Source organism: Klebsiella sp. KTE92 (assembly GCF_000398905.1).
Lineage (GTDB): Bacteria > Pseudomonadota > Gammaproteobacteria > Enterobacterales > Enterobacteriaceae > Klebsiella > Klebsiella variicola.
The window spans coordinates 4,095,289-4,114,398 of record NZ_KB976100.1 but is presented as its reverse complement, the minus strand read 5'-3'; the positions used below and the strand labels follow the sequence as shown (position 1 = coordinate 4,114,398).

Here is a 19,110-nt window from a genome sequence, read left to right as displayed (position 1 = left end):
TTAGTCTTTGTAAGAGGTATCGAGACGGTCAAGACGGCGCAGCCACGCCTGCCAGACCTGTTGACGTTCATGCTCCACGCCCATCAGCTGCTCGCAGGCGTGCTGGCTGAGGTGCGGAGCGATGGTGTGGATCGGGCTGAGGGCCGCCAGCTGGGCGGTGGCCATTTGGATCTCGCAGGCGCGGTTCAGGTAGTACATGATGTAAAACGCATCGGCCACGGTGCGGCCCACCGACAGCAGGCCGTGGCTCTGCAGGATCATGGCGATATTATTCCCCAGCGAGCGCTGGATGCGCGCCCGTTCGTCGAGGTCAAAGGCCACCCCTTCATAGGGATGGTAGCCGACGCGCTGGTAAAACTCGGTGCTGATCTGGTTAAGCTGCAGCAGGCCGTCCTCGCAGGCGGCCACCGCCATTCCCGGCAGCGTATGGGTGTGGATCACGCAGTGGGCGTCTTCCCGGGCCATATGCACCGCGCTGTGGATGGTAAAGCCCGCCGAGTTAGCTGGCGCGTCGCCCTCTACGACCTTGCCCTGCATATCCACCACGATCAGGTTGCTGGCGGTGACTTCGTCAAACATCATGCCGAAGGGGTTAATTAAAAAACGCGGCTCGCCATCGCCGGGCAGGCGCACGGAGAAGTGGGTGTAGAGGGTATCCTCCCAGCCGAACAGCGCCGCCAGCCGGTAGGCGGCGGCCAACTGCTGGCGCAGGTGTTGCTCAGTTGCCATTTAGCGTACTCCCATAAATTCACGGATTCGTTGCAGAGAAGGGGCCTCCAGCGGGCTGCGGATCACCTGCGGGGCGATATCGGCCTGCACCACGCCGTTCTCCATCAGCACCACGCGGTCGGAAATCGACAGGGCGAAGTCCATCTCGTGAGTGACAATCAGCATGGTCATGCCTTCGCGGGCCAGCGACTGAATGACCTTCAACACTTCGCCTACCAGCTCCGGATCCAGCGCCGAGGTTGGCTCGTCAAACAGCATAATGTCCGGCTTCAGCGCCAGCGCCCGGGCGATCGCCACGCGCTGCTGCTGGCCGCCTGAGAGCTGCCAGGGGTATTTGCGGGCATGGGCCAGCAGGCCGACGCGGTCGAGCAGCGCCAGGGCCTGCTCGCGGGCGACCGGCTGGTCAAGCAGCTGGTGATAGCGCGGGGCCAGCATCACGTTGTCGAGCACCGTGCGGTGGGGGAACAGGTTGAAGCTCTGGAAGACCATGCCGATGCGCCGCACCCCGGCGCGCATCTGGCGTTTGTCGACGATGGCTCCGCCCTTCAGATAGTCCTCGCCGTAGAGAATGATCTCCCCGCCATCAAGGCTTTCGAGGGCGTTGATGGTGCGGATCAGGGTGGTTTTGCCGGAGCCGGACGGGCCGATGATGCTGATCACCTCCCCGTTCTCCACCTGCAGATCGATGCCTTTCAGCACCTCATGCTGACCCCAGGATTTACGGATGCCCCGCAGATCGAGCGCTGGCGGCGCGCCGTTGACGGCCGGCGTTTTGATCTCCTCCGTCAGCGCCGGCAGGCTCTGGCGCAGCGCCTGGCATTCCGCCTCGCTGAGGGTTTGCGGACGCTTGCGCTGAATATCGAGACGATTTTCCAGCGCCCGGAACAGCCAGGTGAAGACGGTAACCACCATCACGTAGTACACCGCCACCGCCAGCAGGGTCTCCATCACGAGGAAATTTTGCGCATACAAGCGCTGGCCGGTGAGCAGCAGCTCGGGTAAGGAGACCACCGACAGAATCGAGCTCAGCTTAATGATGGTGATGTATTCATTGATCAGCGTCGGCAGCGAGATGCGAAACGCCTGAGGAATAACAATCAGCCGCTGGATGCCGATAAAGCTGAAGCTCAGCGCATGGCCCGCCTCGCTCTGCCCCTTGGCCACCGACAGCAGGCCGCCGCGGTGGATCTCCGCCATATAGGCCGCTTCGGTGACGGTCATCGACACCAGCCCGGCGATAAACGGCACCCCGAGTAGCGGCTGGGTCACCGGAAACAGCTGCGGCAGGTTGTAGACAAACACCAGCAGCACCATCAGCGGCACGCTGCGAAAAAACCAGATATAGAGTTCGACGGGGATCTTGACCCAGCGCGGCGCGGAGAGCTTCGCGCAGGCTAACAGAAAACCGACCACCAGGCCGATCCCCCAGGACAAGGTGCTGACCACGATCACGGTCACGCACGCCTGCCAGAATGCTCCAATGCTAAACAATGAAAAAAAGTATCCCCAATCGAACGCCATACCGACTCCTGTTGCGCAGTGCTTATTGTCTTAATCGATGCTTTCTAAGTTGTATTTTTTGATCAGCGCGGCATATTGGCCGTTGGCTTTCAGCGTGGCCAGGGTGGCCTTAATCGCCTCCGCCAGCTCGGTGTTACCTTTGGCGACGTAGATCCCCAGCGGCAGCGGGTAGACCAGGCGCGTAGAGCTTATCCCCAGGCGGCCGCGGCTCTTGTCGACGATGATCTGCGCCGCCGGGGCAATCTCAAGCTGGGCGCCGATGTTCTTCGACAGCAGCGCCTGCGAGGCTTCCGGCGCCGTCGGGAACTCCTGAATGGTGATGGCCGGTTTGCCGTTTTTCAGGCACCACTCATCGGAGTGTTTTTTCAGGCTGGTCACCCAGGTGGTGCCTGCCTGCAGGCCGACCTTCACACCGCACAGCTCATCTTCGGTTTTCGGCTGCACCGCGCCGCCCTTCAGGGCGATGATCGACGCGCCGGAGAGGGCGTAAGGGATGGCGTCGGCCTGTTTCTGGCGTTCCGGCGTCACGTACATCCCGGAGATCACCGCATCATATTTCTTGCCGATGCCGAGGATCAGGCTGGTGAACTTGGTGTCGATCAGCTGCGGTTTGGCCTGCAGATGTTGGGCGATCAGCGCGGCGAAATCCGGGTCGAGACCGACGATGTTGTTATTGCTGTCATAGGACTCAAACGGCGGGTAGGTGACCTCCATCCCCACCTTAAAGACGCCCTCGGTCAGCAGTTCCGCCGCCTGGGTGACAGGGGAAAAACAGGCGCTGACGGCGAGGGTAAGCGCGACACGGCGCGAGATTTTTTTCAGGGTGCTAGTCATCATGGTTCCTCACGGGTGGTTAGGGGTTTTTTTGCTGTGCCTGTTTTTTCAAATGGCCAAAGGTATTGGTGCCGCGCGCGCGCTCCGGTAGCTGAAGTTCACCACGATTGACCTTCTCGCGCAGGTAGCGATAGGTTTGCAGCGCCTGGCTCCACATATGCTCCCCGATGCTGAGCGCCTGATATTCACCGGCTTCGCCGGCGGCGAGGAAGGTCGGCAGCGGGCGGATCAGCGTGTGGTAATCGCAGGCGAAAAACAGCGGGAAGGAGTACCGCTCCTGCGGCACTTTGCGCACCCGGTGGGCTGTAGCAACAAATGTGCCAGCGCTGAGCACTTCCAGCATGTCGCCGATATTGATCACGAACGCCTCTTCTCCGGCGGCGTTCTTGACGGGAGGGGCATCGATCCACACGCTTTCTTCATTGAGGACTTCAAGGCCAGGCTGGTCGGCGAGCAGCAGAGTGAAGCACTCATAGTCGGTGTGTGCACCAATTCCGGGAACATCTTCAACGCTGGCGTCGAACGGGTAATGGATCAGCCGCAGCTTGGCCGGCGGGCAGGTCACCATCGGTTTGAAATACCCTTCCGGCAGGCCGAGCGCGAGGGCGAAAGCGTCGAACAGACGGTGGCCGAGGGAGAAGACTGCGTCGTAGTAGGCCAGCACCCGCGCGCGGAAATCCGGCAGATCGGGCCACTCGTTGGCGCCGATCAGCGGCGTGCCGGCGAGCACCAGCGGATGGTCATCCGCTGCCTGGAAGCCGATATCGAAAGCCTCTTTATGGTCCGGCTTGCCGGAGCCGTAGATCTCTTCTCCTTCCGGAACGTAGCCCTTATGGCTTTTGGAGTGGCCGATGTAATAGTTCATCTTCTCCTCCATCGGCAGGGCGAAGATCTGCTTCGCCGCCTCGCGGACGCCGGCGATCAGCGCCGGGTCGATGCCGTGGCCGGTGATGTAGAAAAAGCCCACCTCGCGCGCCGCGCGGCCGATGGCGTCGGCCACCGCCTGGCGCCTGGCGAGGTCGTCGCCGGCCAGATCGCGGATATCGATGGTCGGGAGTTCAGTAAAAGCGTGCTTCACGGCGGTCATGGCTGCGGTTCCTGTTCAGTGAGCGTTAAAAACTGCTGAAAGTGGGCCTGCTGGCGCGCGGCCATCCAGGCGTTGAGCGACCAGAGGTCGGCCACCGGAACGTTGGTGAACGGCAGATGGTGCAGATAGCCGTCGGCGCCAAACTCCGGGGTCAGCGTGGTCTGCGGGTAGCCGCGCTGGCGCTGTGAATGCCAGACCTGCTGCCAGAAGCGCTCGGCAAAAGCCAGCGCCGGCTGATACTCCGGCGCCGCCGGGTGCGGCACCTGCGGCCCCTGGTCGTAGCCCACCCGGGCCTGCACGTGATGCACGCGGTCGATAAAGGCGCTGAAGTCGTCGCAGGGGTCATCCAGCAGGCGCTCGCTGACCACCACCCAGTGGCTGATGTCGGCGGTAAAGCGCAGCTGGGGGAGCTGCTGAACGATCTCCAGCGTGAGCCACGGGCTGTACAGGGAGGTGGCGCGATGGGTTTCAAAGCTGCAAGTCAAACCAAACCCGGCGGCCAGCTCGTGCGCCTTGCCGAGAAAATCGACCTGCTGCGCCAGCGGCCAGCGATCGTTGCCCGCCAGCAGATTGACAAAGCGCGGGTTGAGGCTGCTGGCCTCGGCGAAGCGGGTCTGCAGGCGCGCCAGATGCTGCTCCGGCGTTTCATGCTGGGCGGGGAGCACTCCGCCGCCGCTGAAAAGAATGGCGATATACTCCAGCCCCGACGCCTGCAGGCGGTCGGCGAGCTCCCGCCGTTCGGCCACCGTTAACGGCACGCGGGCTTCGATACCGCAGCAGCCGACGCGCTGCAGTTCATCCAGCGTTTGCGACCAGGGGGTGGTGACTCCCCAGAGGGTGCGAAAGCATTTCAGCTCCATGGCGGCTTCCTCAGGCGTACTTCACGCCGGGCAGGACGCAGAGCATCTCGTACAGCAGGTTGGCCGCCAGCTGGGAGGTATTACCGCTCACGTCGTAGGGGGGCGAGACCTCGACCAGATCGGCGCCAATCAGGTTCAGGCCGCGGCAGCCGCGGACGATCTCCAGCGCCTGAATGGAGGTCAGGCCGCCGACTTCCGGCGTCCCGGTTCCCGGGGCCCAGATGGGATCGAGGCTGTCGATATCAAAGCTGAGATACACCGGCCCGTCGCCCATCTGCTGGCGGACTTCGGCCATCAGTGGCGCCAGCGAGGTATGCCAGCACTGCTCCGCCTGCACCAGGCGAAAGCCCTGGTCAACGCCCCACTGGAAGTCGCCGGCGGCATAGCCCTGGGCGCGCTGGCCAATCTGCACCACCCGTTTGAGGTCGAGCAGTCCCTCCTCAACGGCGCGGCGGAAGGTGGTGCCGTGGGCGATTTTCTCTCCGAACATCTCATCATTGGTATCGGTATGGGCGTCGACGTGGATGAGCCCCACCGGACCATGTTTTTTGGTCAGCGCCCGCAGGATCGGCAGGGTAATGGTGTGGTCCCCGCCGAGGGTTAGCGGGATCAGCGGATAACTATTCAAACCGGTGTAGTAATCTTCGATAATTTGCACCGATTTGAGCAGGCTGTAGGTATTGATCGGCACATCGCCGATGTCGGCCACCGACAGCGAGTCGAACGGCGCGGCGCCGGTTGCCATATTGTACGGACGGATCATCACCGATTCGGCGCGAATATAGCGCGGTCCGTAGCGCGTACCTGAGCGCTGCGAGGTGCCGATATCCAGCGGAATGCCGACAAATGCCGCATCAAGTCCCTGTAAATCTTCAATAAACGGCAGGCGCATCATCGTGGCGCGGCCGGCGAAGCGTGGCATCTCATTGCCACCCTGCGGTTGGTGAAAGAGGTTATCCATGTCTGCTCCTGAATCTGACGGATGAAACGTAACAGGAGAGATAGTGCGCAACCCGCGCTGGACTTTACATCGTCTGACGTAAATACTCAGTTCATTTATTGGTGAACTAAATACGATGCATCACGACGCCAGCCTTAATATTCGACAGCTGCAGGTTTTCGAGGCGGTGGCCCGCCTGGAGAGCTATAGCCGGGCCCAGCAGGAGCTGGGCATTTCGGTCTCCGCCATCAGCAATGCCATGTCGCAGCTGGAGGGACAGCTTGGCTTCACCCTCTGCCAGCGCGGGCGCGGCGGTTTTTCCCTGACTGAGAAAGGTCAGCAGTTTTTACAGCAGGCGATCCGCGTGCTGAGTGAACTCAATGAGCTGGAGCGGCAGTCGGCGCTGCTCAAAGGGGAGCACAGCGGCACCTTGTGCATCTCGACGCTCGACTCCATCGAGACCGAAACGGCGCTCTCGCTGCCGGTGGTTCTGCGCAGCTTCAGCGACAAATTTCCCCATGTGCATATCAAACTGATTATCCGCACCCCGGCGGAGCAACTGAACGGCGTGCTGAACAACCATATCGACCTGGCCATCGGCAGCTACAACTCGCAGGTGCATAACATCATCAGCGAGCCGCTGTACCGCGAACAGCACTGGCTCTACTGCAGCGATCTGCACCCGATGTTCTTCAGCCGCCAGCTGGATAAAGAGCAGATCAGCCAGTGCCCGCTGGTGACCCGCAGCTACTGGAACACCAGCGATTTGCGCCGCCGGGGCTTCAGCAAAGGCAGCGCCACCGTCGAGACCGTCGACGCCCAGCTGCTGCTGATCCTCTCGGGGAAATATATTGGCTATCTGCCGGAGCATTACGCCTGGCCGTGGATCAAAGAGAACCGCCTGCGGGTGCTGCTGCCCAACGAGTTTGGCTTTCAGTCACCGTTCTCGGCTATCTGTAAGCGCGGGCGCAGCAATGAGCCCTACCTGAAAGCGTTCCGCGACCTGTTGAAGAAAAACACGGTGGCGCGGCCGAAGTGGAATTACTGAGTGGGGTAGGGGCTTCCCTCCGCCGCGGTGGTGGCTCTGGCGCTCAGCGCGCAGCCCGGCGGTGGCATTTCTCCTGTTTAAAAAACGAACAGCAGCCGGTAGCCCGCCCGGGCTGCGGCTGCCAGGCAACTGCCTCCAGGTTATCCACAGGGTTAGGCGCCGCTGGTGTGGACAGGTCGCCGGGCAGCGCAGTCGTTAGCGATTCGCTTTAATGGTTTTTTCCGCAATCGCGATGGTGGAGAGTTTGTGCAGGCAGATCAGCGCCAGACAAATCCCGCAGGATCCGCTGCCGTTATGGCAGCGGATAGTTGGCGAACGGGGAGAGAATGATGTCTCCTGAACCGCCCGTCAACGGCTGACCCGTGACAGATTTCAGCCAGTAATAAATCCTCGGGTGCCGTTACGCTTCTCCTATACTCATACGAGCATGCCGGAACGCCTGCCCAGACGAAGTTTGCCCGCCTCAAACGAGAGAGCGACACGCGCCATCTTTGTCGAGGGATATCATCCGCGGCCGCCGGGTCGCTTTGCAGCCTGAAGCAATACCACTTGTCAGCCTCATTTCACAAGGACAGCTCAACGTTATGTTGCGTACTGCGGCCTATATCAATATCGCCGCACGGTCATCGCTTTTCGAGGATTATTGTCATGGTTAAATTGCTGTTGCAGGGCTCATCCGGCCCGGAGGTTGTCCAGTTACGCGAGCGTCTGGCGAAAACGCTGGGGGCGGATGCGAAGATGTTTGCATTGCCGTCGAATAGCGACACGTTCGATGCCACGCTCGCCTCGGCGGTCCGACACTGGCAGTCGAATATCGGCATCATCGCCGATGGCGTCGTCGGTCCCTATTGCCAGAGCCTGTTGGCGCTTATCAAGCTGCCTGCGTTTGCGCTGCGGGCAGATGAGGTGCAGCATTTATTCCCCGCCACCAAACCATCCAATGTGCTGCGCTATCTGCCGTACGTCGCGGCAGCGTTAACCAGCGAAGGACTCACGACGATCCCGTTGATCCTGGCCGCCCTGGGGACCATCCGCGCGGAGACCGAAGGCTTCGTGCCGATTTCCGAATATCCCTCGCAGTTCAACACGCTGCCAGGGCTGCCGGCGTTCAGCGCCTACGACGCAGGGACCGACAAAGGCAAGAATCTTGGTAACATCAACCCTGGCGATGGCGCCAGGTTTCGCGGACGTGGTTTCGTACAGCTTACGGGGCGGTCGAACTACCAGAAATATGCTTCCCGCATAGGTGTGGACATTATCGGCTCTCCCGATTTAGCTAATGCACCCGAGGTGGCGGCGGTACTGTTGGCGATGTTCCTCGGCGATCGTCGAGAGGCGTTAACCGCGGCCCTGACAGCCACGCCCCCCGACTATCGGAAAGCGCGCAGGCTGGTGAATGGCGGGGCGCACGGGCTGGATAGTTTCAAAAAAGTCTTCACGCTTGCAGCGGTCTTGCCAGCGGTTATGCAGCAGACCAGCCAGATACAGAGCGCGGGAGCTGGCAGAGGGAGCAGACAGCAGGCGGGCGCCGCCGCGATCGCGGCCCCGGCAGAGGGACCGGTTCTCAATGCGTCGAAGGATCCGCTTGATCTGCGCGATCGTACCTATACGCCGCCGCCGGTGAGCCTACCGGACCGCTTTCCGGTTGATAAGGATATCGCCACGCTACTGACCGTCTACACCCAGGCGCAGCTGATTCTCGATCAGGGGCGGGAAGGCGCCTGCACGGGTTTTGGCTTAGCCTGCGTGGTGAACTATTTGCGCTGGCGTAAAGCCGGTTTCCCGAAAAAACTCGATTCAGTGAGCCCCCGCATGCTTTACAACTTTGCCCGGCGATACGACGAATACGCCGGGGAAGATTATGACGGTTCGAGCTGCCGTGGTGCGCTTAAAGGGTGGTTCCATCACGGCGTGTGTCTGGAGTCTGACTGGCCTTACCGGGAGCAGGAAAATATCCCGCCGCAATACGGATACGCGGAGCGCGCGGTGAATACGACGCTGGGGGTCTACTATCGTATTGATATCAAAAATATTACCGATATGCAGGCCGCCATCCATGACGTGGGGGCTATCTACGTTTCCGCCTTTACCCATGAGGGCTGGCAGACGGTACCGACAGCGAAAAAGGCGCCCACCAATCATGACTCGCTGGCGGTCATCGCGTTCAATGGCAAGCCTACTAAAACGGGCGGTCATGCGTTTGCGCTGGTTGGGTTTAACCGCGACGGGTTTATCGTACAAAACTCCTGGGGTACAGAGTGGGGATGCGGTGGCTTCGCGGTACTGAGTTATGCCGACTGGCTGACCAACGCGATGGATGCCTGGGTGGCGGCGCTGGGCGTGCCCGGCGTGGTGCCAGGGCAGCTTGCAACGGGTTCGCCAGCCCTTGCCACACCGGCCGCCGCGGGTAATCACCCGCAGTGGTGGGACGAAACCACTGCCTATCAGCACAGTATTGTTATCGGCAACGATGGTCGGGTGGACCGCTACCTGACTCAGGACGAGATGACGCGTACGCTGATGTATCAGGGATGCGTATTGCCCGATCGTTGGTTTCGCTTACAACACGCAGAGACTAAACGCTTAGTCATTTATGCGCATGGCGGGCTCAACAATGAGGCCGGGTCGATTGCGCGGGCGCGGGCGATGGGACGTTACTTCACTGGCAACGATTGCTATCCACTCTTTCTGGTGTGGAAAACAGGGATCCTGGAGTCCATTGGCGATATCTTCTCCGACCATTTTCGCCGTGAACCCTCGCGCGCGGGTGGCGTGCGTGAGGCATTGACTGAGGCTTCCGATCTGCTGATTGAGGAAACTATTGGCCGGCCGGCCGCGAAGCCTCTGTGGAGCGAAATGAAGGAGAACGCTGAATTTAGTTGCGTTTCAGGACGCGCAGGCGATCTGCTGGTGACAGCCCTGCAAAAGTTAGTGGAAACCTGGGGGAAAGCGCTTGAAATTCATATAATTGGTCACTCGGCGGGCAGTATTATTCTCGGCCATTTCGTCGATCTGTTGTCATCCCGCGGCCTGGGTGACGCTCTCAAGTCTGCGCATCTCTATGCGCCGGCATGTACGGTACAGTTTGCCAACCGACACTATGCCCCGCATGAATTGCTGATGAAACGTATGTATCTCCATATCCTGTCCGATCGCATTGAACGAGCCGACAATGTGGCAGCTATTTATCGCAAGTCGCTCCTCTATTTCGTCTCCAACGCGTTAGAAGGGGATCGGCGAACACCGCTGCTGGGAATGGACAAGATACGCGACAAAAACTACTCGGGCTGGGACGGTTCGTCGAGCACCGGGGAAGCATTGCGTAACTGGCGTCATGCCGCGGCTGAGGCGGGGCTGGAAAAGCGCGGCCGAACCAACATCATTGATATCGATAAGGTCTGTGGTGGCCCAGGCGTGATGATCGATGCTTCCCACGGCAGTTTCGATAACAACATTGATGTGATCAGCCTGACCCTGCAACGCATTGTTGAGAATAACCAGCTGAACGTTCCGGTGGATGATCTTCGCGGTTTTTAGATGGCACGGTATGTGGTTGCCGGGTTTGTCATCCGGCAGCCTTTGCCCGTGAAATCAGAAAATTTACTTCGCAGGCTAACCGCAGATTGCTTCAAAAAAATTCCCGTATTTGTTATATTGTTGTTCATTGATTATTCACCTCTGCGGTGCCAAAAAGAACAAGATTCACCGCAACCCAGGACAATACCATGTTAGATTACCGCTTCCCGACAGCTTTGCAGATGGTTCTCAGCGTAGCAATGGCGGAGCAGATGGGTGAACGTTCGACGAGTGCGATTCTGGCCTACGGCCTGGAAGCGAACCCGAGCTTTATCCGTAAACTAATGGTTCCGCTTACTCGTGACGGCATCATCGTCTCCACGCTTGGCCGCAACGGCTCTATTCATCTTGGCCGCCCGGCGGACAAGATCACCCTGCGTGATATCTATCTTTCGGTTATTGAAGATAAAAAGCTGTGGGCGTCGCGTCCTGAAGTTCCGGCTCGCTGCGTAGTCAGCGCCAACGCCTGTTGGTACTTCAAATCGATTGCCGATGAAGCAGAGCAGGCTTCGCTAAACGTCCTTGCTCGTCACACCGTGGCCAGCGCGCTGGAGGCGGTCAAAAATGGCGATAGCAGCGGCTGCGACCCGGTGCCGGAAATGATCGCCCGCTTTAAAAAAGCGCATTAATCATTTTCTGGTGACGAAAAAAAACCGCCTTCAAATGTGAAGGCGGTTTTTTGTTATCTGCTGCAGGCTAGGCGGGCTGATCCTCCTGGACCGGCTTCCTGCGGGTCACCAGTTTCCGCAGCGTCACGTAAAACACCGGCGTCAGGAACAGACCAAACAGCGTCACGCCCAGCATCCCGGAGAACACCGTGATCCCGGTGACACCGCGGACTTCCGCTCCTGCACCGTGGCCGAGGATCAGCGGAATGGTCCCGGCGATAAAGGCGATGGAGGTCATCACGATCGGGCGCAGACGCAGGCGGCATGCCTCCAGCGCCGCTTCCATGATGCCTTTCCCCTGGATCTCCAGCTCGCGGGCAAACTCGACGATCAGAATGGCGTTTTTACAGGCCAGGCCCATCAGGACCACCAGACCCACCTGCACGAAGACGTTGTTATCGCCCCCGGTCAGCCAGACGCCAAACAGCGCGGAGAGCATCGTCATCGGCACGATAAGGATCACCGCCAGCGGCAGGGTCCAGCTTTCATACAGAGCGGCCAGCACGAGGAACGCCAGCAGCACCGCCACCGGGAAGACGATCAGCGCCGTGTTGCCCTGGGTGGCCTGCTGGAAGCTGAGATCCGTCCACTCAATATTCATCCCATTCGGCAGGATCTGCTTCGACAGCTCCTCCAGATGCGTCATCGCCTGTGAAGAAGAGAGGACCCGCGGATCGGCATCGCCAATCAGGTCCGCCGCTGGATAACCGTTGTAGCGGATCACCGGATCCGGCCCGTAGGTGGTACTGATATTCACCATACTGCCGATCGGCACCATTTCGCCCTGATTATTGCGGGTGCGCAGATTAGCAATATCTTCCACGCTCTCGCGGAATGGCCCATCGGCCTGGGCCATCACGCGCCAGGTACGCCCGAACTGGTTAAAGTCATTGACATAAGACGAGCCGAGATAGGTCTGCAGCGTGCCGAACAGATCGGTTAGCGACACCCCCTGCGCTTTCGCCTTATCGCGATCGACCTGCACGTCCAGCTGCGGCACGTTAGCCTGGTAAGTCGAGATCGGGAAGTGCATCCCTGGCGTCTGCATAATCGCCCCGGACATCGCATTCACCGCGCTTTGCAGCGCGCCATAGCCCAGCCCACCGCGATCCTGGATGTACAGGGAGTAGCCGGAACCCTGACCCAGTCCTAAAATCGGCGGCGGCAGGATGGAGAAGCCAAAGCCCTGCTGGATTTGCGCGATTTTGGCGTTGATCTCCGCATTAATTTCCGCCGCCGTGTGTTTGCGCTGGTCGAACGGTTTCAGGCCAAAAAAGACCGTCCCGGTATTCGGCGTGTTGGTGAACTGCAGCGCATTAAGCCCCGGGAAAGCGACCGCATAATCGACCCCTTCGGTATTCATCCCGATCTCGCTCATTTTGCGGATCACCGCGTCGGTGCGCGCCAGCGACGACCCTTCCGGCATCTTCACGCCGCCAATGAGATACAGCTTATCCTGGGTGGGAATAAACCCGCCGGGGACGACTTTAAACATCACCCCAGCGGCGCAGAGCAGCAGCAGATACACCACAAACACCGCGCCACGGCGTCCGAGGGTTTTGCTCACCAGCCCCTGATAGCCGTTCGAGCTGCGCAGGAAAAAGCGGTTAAACGGACGGAAAATCCAGCCAAACAGACGATCGATCAGCCGGGTAGGGAGGTCTTTCTTCGCGCCGTGCGGCTTTAACAGCAGGGCCGCCAGCGCCGGGGAGAGCGTCAGCGAGTTGATGGCCGAGATCACCGTCGAGATGGCGATGGTCACCGCAAACTGTTTGTAGAACTGGCCGGTGACCCCGGAGAGAAACGCCATCGGCACGAACACCGCACACAGCACCAGCGCAATGGCGATAATCGGCCCGGAGACCTCACGCATCGCCTGATGCGCCGCGGCAAGCGGCGCAAGCCCCTCTTCGATATTACGCTCAACGTTCTCCACCACCACGATGGCGTCGTCCACCACGATACCGATAGCCAGTACCAGCCCGAACAGGCTCAAGGTATTCAACGAGAAGCCCAGCAGATAGAGAATGCTGAAGGTACCCACCACCGATACCGGCACCGCGATCAATGGGATAATCGACGCGCGCCAGGTCTGCAGGAACAGGATCACCACCAGCACCACCAGCACCACTGCTTCCAGCAGCGTCTGCACCACCGCGCGGATGGAGTCGCGCACGAAAACCGTCGGGTCGTACGGCGCCGCCCATTGCATATCTTCCGGGAAGCGGGTGGCCAGTTCAGCCATTTTGGCGCGTACCGCGTTCGACAGATCGATGGCGTTAGCCCCCGGCGACTGGAAGATACCGATCCCGACCGCATCCTTATTGTTGAGCTGGGAGCGCAGCGCATAGCTACCGGAACCCATCTCGATGCGCGCCACGTCGCGCAGGCGGACCAGCGAGCCGTCCTGCGCCGTTTTCAGAATGATATTGCCAAACTCTTCTTCGGTATGCAGACGGCCCTGGGCGTTAATGGAGATCAGGAAATCGCTCTCCTGCGGCAGCGGCTCGGCACCAAGCTGTCCGGCAGACACCTGGACGTTTTGCTCCTGCATCGCCGTCACCACATCCGAGGCTGTCAGACCGCGGGCCGCGACCTTATTGGGATCCAGCCAGACGCGCATCGCATATTCACCGGAGCCAAAAATCTGGATCTGGCCGACGCCGGGCAGGCGCGCCAGCTCATCCTTCACTTTCAGCGTGGCGTAGTTGCGCATATACAGCGAGTCGTACTTACCGTTTGGCGAAAACAGATGCACCACCAGGGTCAGCGTCGGAGACTGTTTCTGGGTGGTGATGCCCAGACGGCGTACATCCTCCGGCAGACGCGCTTCCGCCTGCGCGACCCGGTTCTGCACCTGAACCTGCGCCTGATCCGGGTCGGTACCCGGGCGGAAGGTGACGGTGGTGACCAGCACACCGTCGGAGCCAGCGACCGATTTCATGTACATCATGTTTTCAACGCCGTTGATCGCTTCCTCCAGCGGCGTCGCCACGGTCTCGGCAATCACTTTCGGGTTGGCGCCGGGATACTCCGCGCGCACCTGGACGCTCGGCGGGACGACGTCCGGATATTCGCTCACCGGCAGCAGCGGGATAGCGATTAACCCGGTGATAAAAATTAAAATCGACAGCACCGCGGCGAAAATCGGCCTGTCGATAAAAAAGCGGGAAAAGTCCATGTGTTGGATTCTCTGATTAGGGATCAGTTGAGGGCGGCGCTGGTGGTCATGGCAACGGTTTTGGCATTCACCGGCATACCCGGCATAAATACTTTTTGTAACCCGTCGACGATGACGCTATCCCCAGGGTTCAGCCCCTTCTGAACGATGCGTAAACCGTCTGCCAGACGCCCCGGGGTAATATCACGTCGCTGCGCTTTACCATCTTTATCAACGATATAAACGTATTTACGGTCCTGATCGGTCAGTACCGCTTTGTCGTCGATCAGCGTGGCTTTGAACTCGGCGCTGCCCGGCAGACGCACGCGGGCAAACAGCCCCGGTGTGAACAGACGCTGCGAGTTATCCAGCAGCGCGCGCATGCGGATGGTGCCGGTACTCGGCGTTAACTGATTATCGAGAAAATCCACTTTGCCCTGGTGGGGGTAGCCCTCCTCGCCAACCAGGCCAATCTCCACCGGGAGCGCCTGATTATCGCTGGACGCCCCTTGCCCGCGGCGGGCGAGGTTTTGATAGTGGAGGTAGGTTGACTCGTCGACGTCAAAGTAGACGTACACCGTCTTCTGCGAGACCAGAGTGGTGAGCACGCTGGCGGTGTCGCCCGCGGTGACCAGGTTACCGCTGGTGATCAGCGCCCGGCTGGCGCGGCCATCAATAGGGGCGGTCACTTTGGTGAAGTCGAGGTTAAGCTGCGCGGCATCCACTGCCGCCTGCGCGGCGCGAATATCAGCCTGCGCCTGAACCGCGGCTGACCGGCGCTGCTCCCACTCTTCACGGGAGACAAGATTGGTATGGACTAATTTATCGGTGCGGTTCGCCTCACTTTGCGCCAGGCTGGCCTGCGTTTTGGCTCTCGCCAGCGTCGCCTGCGCCTGCTCCAGCGCGGCGCGATAGGTTCTGTCATCTATGGTGAACAGCACCTGGCCCTTTTTCACCTCCTGACCGTCGGTGTAATTCACTTTATCAATGTATCCCGAGACGCGAGGGCGAAGCTGAACGCTCTCCACCGCTTCAATGCGACCGTTAAAACTATCCCACTGACTGATCGACTTCACCAGCACCTTAGCGGCGCTGACCGTCGGGGCGGGAGGCGCGGCGTTTTGCGCGACGCTGTCGTCGCAGCCGACGAGCAGAAAGGAGAGCATCATCGCGCCGAGCGCGGTCAGGTGAATGTTTCCCCAGGTTTTTTGCAGGCTCATTATTTTTATTCCGGTAATTGTAGCCGCCGGGCAAGACGCAGCGTGAGAGGCCGCGCCACTTCCTTTGTCCGGGCTGGCTTAAGGCCATTTGTGTCGATCATCGCCACAAAACTGTAACAATTTCGAATACACTATCGCGGCGATTGTAGGAAGGCGCTTAACTAAGTGCAAGAATAATTGTTGCACTTTATGTGCGGTCCTGGCTGGAGACAAAAACCGCGATCCCGGCGTGGATTTAAATGTAACAATAAAACTTGCATTTTGTGTAAAAACAGGCCACCTTTAAATGCAACTGACAAAGATGCTTTTAACCGGCTGCGCGGAGGTAACATGATGAACACTGGCGCCATCATTCAGGATCTGATCGACTGGATCGACAACCATCTTGATAGCCGTCTGGATATTGACACCGTTGCCCGACGATCCGGCTATTCGAAGTGGCACCTGCAGCGGATCTTCAAAGAACATACCGGGCAGCCCCTCGGAGAATATATTCGGGCGCAAAAGCTGCAAAAGTCGGTCGAACGCTTAGCCCACAGCAACGAGCCGATCCTCAACGTGGCGATCGCCCTCGGCTTTGACTCCCAGCAATCCTTCAACCGCAGCTTCAAGCGCCAGTATGGCCAGGCGCCCGGCGTCTGGCGCCGGAGTATCAGCCGCTCTGCAGGGCAGGCATCTCGTCAGTGATCTTCATGACCGGGGAGGATCAGTCCTGACCCGGTCCATGATCAAATTTGCTGCCTTTGCCGATGGCATAGAACTGCCCGCCTGCGACATAGTGAACGGTCCGCAGCTCGTCCGGCGCATCATCAAAAATCCAGTGTCCGTTACGGAATACCCGATCATCGCTCCAGGCGGCGACGATATCGCCCATAAACAGATTGTGCTGTTGCTGAATGTCCGGGTAGGGCATCACTTTGCACACCAGCCAGCCCGCGCAGCCTGCCACGAGGGGGATGTCGAACCCCGGCTGATAAATGAAGGGGATGGAGTCATTTTTATCCGGCGCGTCGGCATAGCTGCGCCCGCCAGCGTAAAGGACGGTTGCCATCTGGCTGACTACGGGGATCTGCACCACGTAATAGCCGCTCTTTTCCACCAGCTGACGAGTGAAGGCCTGGGGGCCGATATAGGCCACCACTTTTCGCTCGCCTGCCAGCCCAACCCAGGCGGCTGACATGACATTTTCGACGCCATTATATTTTGCGGAAATCATGGTGGTGGACCCGACCTGCAATAAACGATAGGCCTTACTTAATTCGACAGGCTGAACGGACATGGTTTTTCCTTTATGCGTGTTATTTAACGTTATGATTCTCTGGATATTTATTGAGGGCATGTTCATTTTCGGGCCCCCTTCGTAATCCACCGTGCAACGATACGCCAGTCGATTAAGCGCAAAAAGGTGCGTAAATTGTTTTCATTATTCATAATTAACGAATAATCATGCCGTCTGTCGGTAAGTTGCTTGCTTCAGGAGAGAAAGAAGGTGGATCGTATCCAGGCTATGCAGATGTTTATGCGCGTCGCGGAGGCAGGGAGCTTCGTGCGTGCCGCGGAAACCCTTTCCCTGCCTGCCTCCACTGTCACCAGTACCATTAAAAACCTTGAGAAATACCTGAAGGTGCGGCTGCTGAACCGGACCACAAGGCGGGTGAGCCTTACCCCGGAAGGGATGCAGTATCTGGCGCAGTGCCGGGAAATTCTCGCTCTAATCGAACATAGCGAATCCAGCCTGAGCGAGTCTGTCGCGCGGCCTCAGGGGCGCCTGCGGGTTGATATGCCCGCGGGCATCGCGCATTTCATCGTCATGCCGCATCTGCCGGACTTTTACCGGCGCTATCCCGATATCTACCTGATGATCGGCGTCAGCGATCGGCAGGTCGATCTGATTCAGGAAGGTGTCGACTGCGTGATACGCATGGGAGAGCTGAACAACTCCAGCCTGGTGGCCCGCCCTCTGGGCCGCTTTCGCTGGGTAACCTGCGCGTCGCCGGACTATCTCAGGGAATATGGCGTGCCGTCGTCACCGGAGGCGCTCTCTAAGCACCGGGCGGTGCATTATTTTTCCGGCCAGGCGAGACGGGCCGATGAGTTCCGCTTTGTTCGCCACGGCGAGACCTTTTCTGTACCCGTCAGCGGCAACGCCGCGGTGAATGAAACGGGGCTCTATATAAAAATGTGCCTGGCGGGCTTCGGGCTGGCGCAGCTGGCGGAGAATATCGTTGCTGACCACCTGCAGGAGGGGAGACTGGTGGAAGTGCTGACGGACTGGCAGCCGCCCCCGGTACCCGTCACATTGCTCTATCCGCACCAGCGCTTTCTCTCTCCCGCTGTACGGGCGTTTGCTGAGTGGATGAACGAGGTGGTTTGAGGGAGGTATTGCTTCCGATATAGCGCGTCGGGAGCCCCGCCAGGGAGGGGAGGGTTCCAGCAGAAATATCTGGTCTGCTGATGAATCGCTGGATATTCTGTAATGCTTTGTCTTTTTTGTGAACAGGAAAAAGTATGCTTAATACGCTACCCGATTTACACAGAAGTTTTGCAGAGCAACTGAAGCTTAAATTACAGTCTGATTCGCGGATCCACTCCCTTCTCGCCGGCGGCTCGTTTATCCATGGCGGGTTTGATCAATACTCCGATCTGGATTTCGTGGTGGTGGTCGACCCTCTCTATTATGACGAAATCATGGCTCAGCGTATGGCGTTCGCCGGAACGCTCGGCCATCTGCTACATGCTTTCACCGGGGAACACGTCGGTGAGCCTCGCCTGCTGATCTGCCTGTTTGGCCCGGAACTTCTGCATGTCGATCTGAAATTTATCACCCTGGACATGCTCACTCAGCGCGTTGAGGAGCCTGCCGTGCTATTTACCCGTGATAGCGATGCTCTCGAGCGACAGCTGGCAAAATTTAGCGCGCACTGGCCGAACATGACGCCGGAGTGGTTTGAGTCCCGAGCCTGGATCTGGCTGCATTATGCCGTGGTTAAACTGGGCAGGGGCGAACTCTTCGAAGCGCTGGGGATGCTGTCCTTCTTCCGGGAACAAGTGCTGGGGCCGATGCTGTTCCGTCGCGCCAATCTACCGCAACGCGGCGTTCGCCGAATAGAAGCCCTCGGCATTGATCCCGATGGCCTGCTGACTTCCACCCTGGCAACGCACGATCGTCACTCCGTCGGGATTGCCATTCGAAGGGCTGCTGACGCTTATGTCACTCTGCGGGCTGATGCGTTGCCTGACAATATCGCAGACGATGCAGCGCGTCGGGCGGTCCTTGCCATGCTGGACGTGTATTCTGCCAAGGGGTAAATCTATCTCTCCGGCCGCGGACGCGGCCGGAGGGTGAAAGGGTTGTGCGAGTGTCGTGGGAGGTCTAATTCTGAGAGGGGGGGTTGGCGGGTAATTGGTAGCGCGAAAACAACAGAGCTTTTCGTTGGGCCTATCAATGGGCCTAAAAGGTTCGGATT

General features: G+C 59.2%; 15 protein-coding genes. 6 read left to right on the top strand and 9 right to left on the bottom strand.

The window, feature by feature from the left end:
* The 6 genes from A1WC_RS06305 to speB are packed head-to-tail and all read right to left on the bottom strand — an operon-like array spanning position 1 to position 5,992.
* Positions 1-729, bottom strand: a complete 729-nt coding sequence (locus A1WC_RS06305; RefSeq protein WP_004899997.1) for a class II aldolase/adducin family protein — start codon at positions 727-729, stop codon at positions 1-3.
* Positions 730-2,250 carry an amino acid ABC transporter permease/ATP-binding protein gene (locus A1WC_RS06310; RefSeq protein WP_016161663.1) on the bottom strand — a complete coding sequence of 507 codons (1,521 nt, stop codon included), beginning with the start codon at positions 2,248-2,250 and terminating at the stop codon, positions 730-732.
* Between the two features lie 30 nt (positions 2,251-2,280).
* The gene (locus A1WC_RS06315) at positions 2,281-3,084 is read right to left on the bottom strand and encodes an ABC transporter substrate-binding protein (RefSeq protein WP_016161662.1); all 804 of its coding nucleotides are present in this window, start codon (positions 3,082-3,084) and stop codon (positions 2,281-2,283) included.
* Between the two features lie 19 nt (positions 3,085-3,103).
* Positions 3,104-4,171 (bottom strand): isopenicillin N synthase family dioxygenase, encoded by a 1,068-nt coding sequence (locus A1WC_RS06320; RefSeq protein WP_016161661.1) that lies wholly within the window; start codon positions 4,169-4,171, stop codon positions 3,104-3,106.
* Positions 4,168-5,031 carry a sugar phosphate isomerase/epimerase family protein gene (locus A1WC_RS06325; RefSeq protein ID WP_016161660.1) on the bottom strand — a complete coding sequence of 288 codons (864 nt, stop codon included), beginning with the start codon at positions 5,029-5,031 and terminating at the stop codon, positions 4,168-4,170. Before A1WC_RS06325 ends, A1WC_RS06320 begins: the two co-directional genes overlap by 4 nt.
* A gap of 10 nt (positions 5,032-5,041) precedes the next feature.
* Positions 5,042-5,992, bottom strand: a complete 951-nt coding sequence (speB, locus tag A1WC_RS06330; RefSeq protein WP_004145693.1) for an agmatinase — start codon at positions 5,990-5,992, stop codon at positions 5,042-5,044.
* A gap of 115 nt (positions 5,993-6,107) precedes the next feature.
* Here speB and A1WC_RS06335 point away from each other — a divergent pair, with 115 nt between their 5' ends.
* The 3 genes from A1WC_RS06335 (at position 6,108) to A1WC_RS06345 (ending at position 11,224) form a co-directional block, all read left to right on the top strand.
* Positions 6,108-7,019 (top strand): LysR family transcriptional regulator, encoded by a 912-nt coding sequence (locus tag A1WC_RS06335; protein ID WP_002914199.1) that lies wholly within the window; start codon positions 6,108-6,110, stop codon positions 7,017-7,019.
* 648 nt (positions 7,020-7,667) lie between these two features.
* Positions 7,668-10,556, top strand: coding sequence for a C1 family peptidase (locus A1WC_RS06340; RefSeq protein ID WP_016161659.1), 2,889 nt, complete (start codon positions 7,668-7,670; stop codon positions 10,554-10,556).
* A 188-nt stretch (positions 10,557-10,744) separates the two neighbouring features.
* Positions 10,745-11,224: an RrF2 family transcriptional regulator gene (locus A1WC_RS06345; protein WP_008806108.1), complete on the top strand. Its 480-nt coding sequence runs from the start codon at positions 10,745-10,747 to the stop codon at positions 11,222-11,224.
* 67 nt (positions 11,225-11,291) lie between these two features.
* Here the strand turns inward: A1WC_RS06345 and oqxB are convergent, their stop codons facing one another.
* Together oqxB and oqxA are read right to left on the bottom strand one after the other, a co-directional pair.
* A complete protein-coding gene (gene oqxB / locus A1WC_RS06350; RefSeq protein ID WP_016161658.1) occupies positions 11,292-14,444 on the bottom strand; it encodes a multidrug efflux RND transporter permease subunit OqxB in 3,153 nt (1,050 codons plus the stop codon).
* 23 nt (positions 14,445-14,467) lie between these two features.
* Positions 14,468-15,643 (bottom strand): multidrug efflux RND transporter periplasmic adaptor subunit OqxA, encoded by a 1,176-nt coding sequence (gene oqxA, locus A1WC_RS06355; protein ID WP_008806106.1) that lies wholly within the window; start codon positions 15,641-15,643, stop codon positions 14,468-14,470.
* A gap of 333 nt (positions 15,644-15,976) precedes the next feature.
* Between oqxA and A1WC_RS06360 the strand changes: the two genes are divergently transcribed.
* Positions 15,977-16,330: a helix-turn-helix domain-containing protein gene (locus tag A1WC_RS06360; protein WP_048268071.1), complete on the top strand. Its 354-nt coding sequence runs from the start codon at positions 15,977-15,979 to the stop codon at positions 16,328-16,330.
* 19 nt (positions 16,331-16,349) lie between these two features.
* Here the strand turns inward: A1WC_RS06360 and A1WC_RS06365 are convergent, their stop codons facing one another.
* Positions 16,350-16,922 (bottom strand): flavin reductase family protein, encoded by a 573-nt coding sequence (locus A1WC_RS06365; RefSeq protein ID WP_016161657.1) that lies wholly within the window; start codon positions 16,920-16,922, stop codon positions 16,350-16,352.
* 210 nt (positions 16,923-17,132) lie between these two features.
* Here A1WC_RS06365 and A1WC_RS06370 point away from each other — a divergent pair, with 210 nt between their 5' ends.
* Positions 17,133-18,017: a LysR family transcriptional regulator gene (locus A1WC_RS06370; RefSeq protein ID WP_016161656.1), complete on the top strand. Its 885-nt coding sequence runs from the start codon at positions 17,133-17,135 to the stop codon at positions 18,015-18,017.
* Positions 18,018-18,151: 134 nt separating this feature from the next.
* Positions 18,152-18,952 carry a hypothetical protein gene (locus tag A1WC_RS06375; RefSeq protein WP_016161655.1) on the top strand — a complete coding sequence of 267 codons (801 nt, stop codon included), beginning with the start codon at positions 18,152-18,154 and terminating at the stop codon, positions 18,950-18,952.
* The last annotated feature ends 158 nt before the right edge of the window (positions 18,953-19,110 follow it).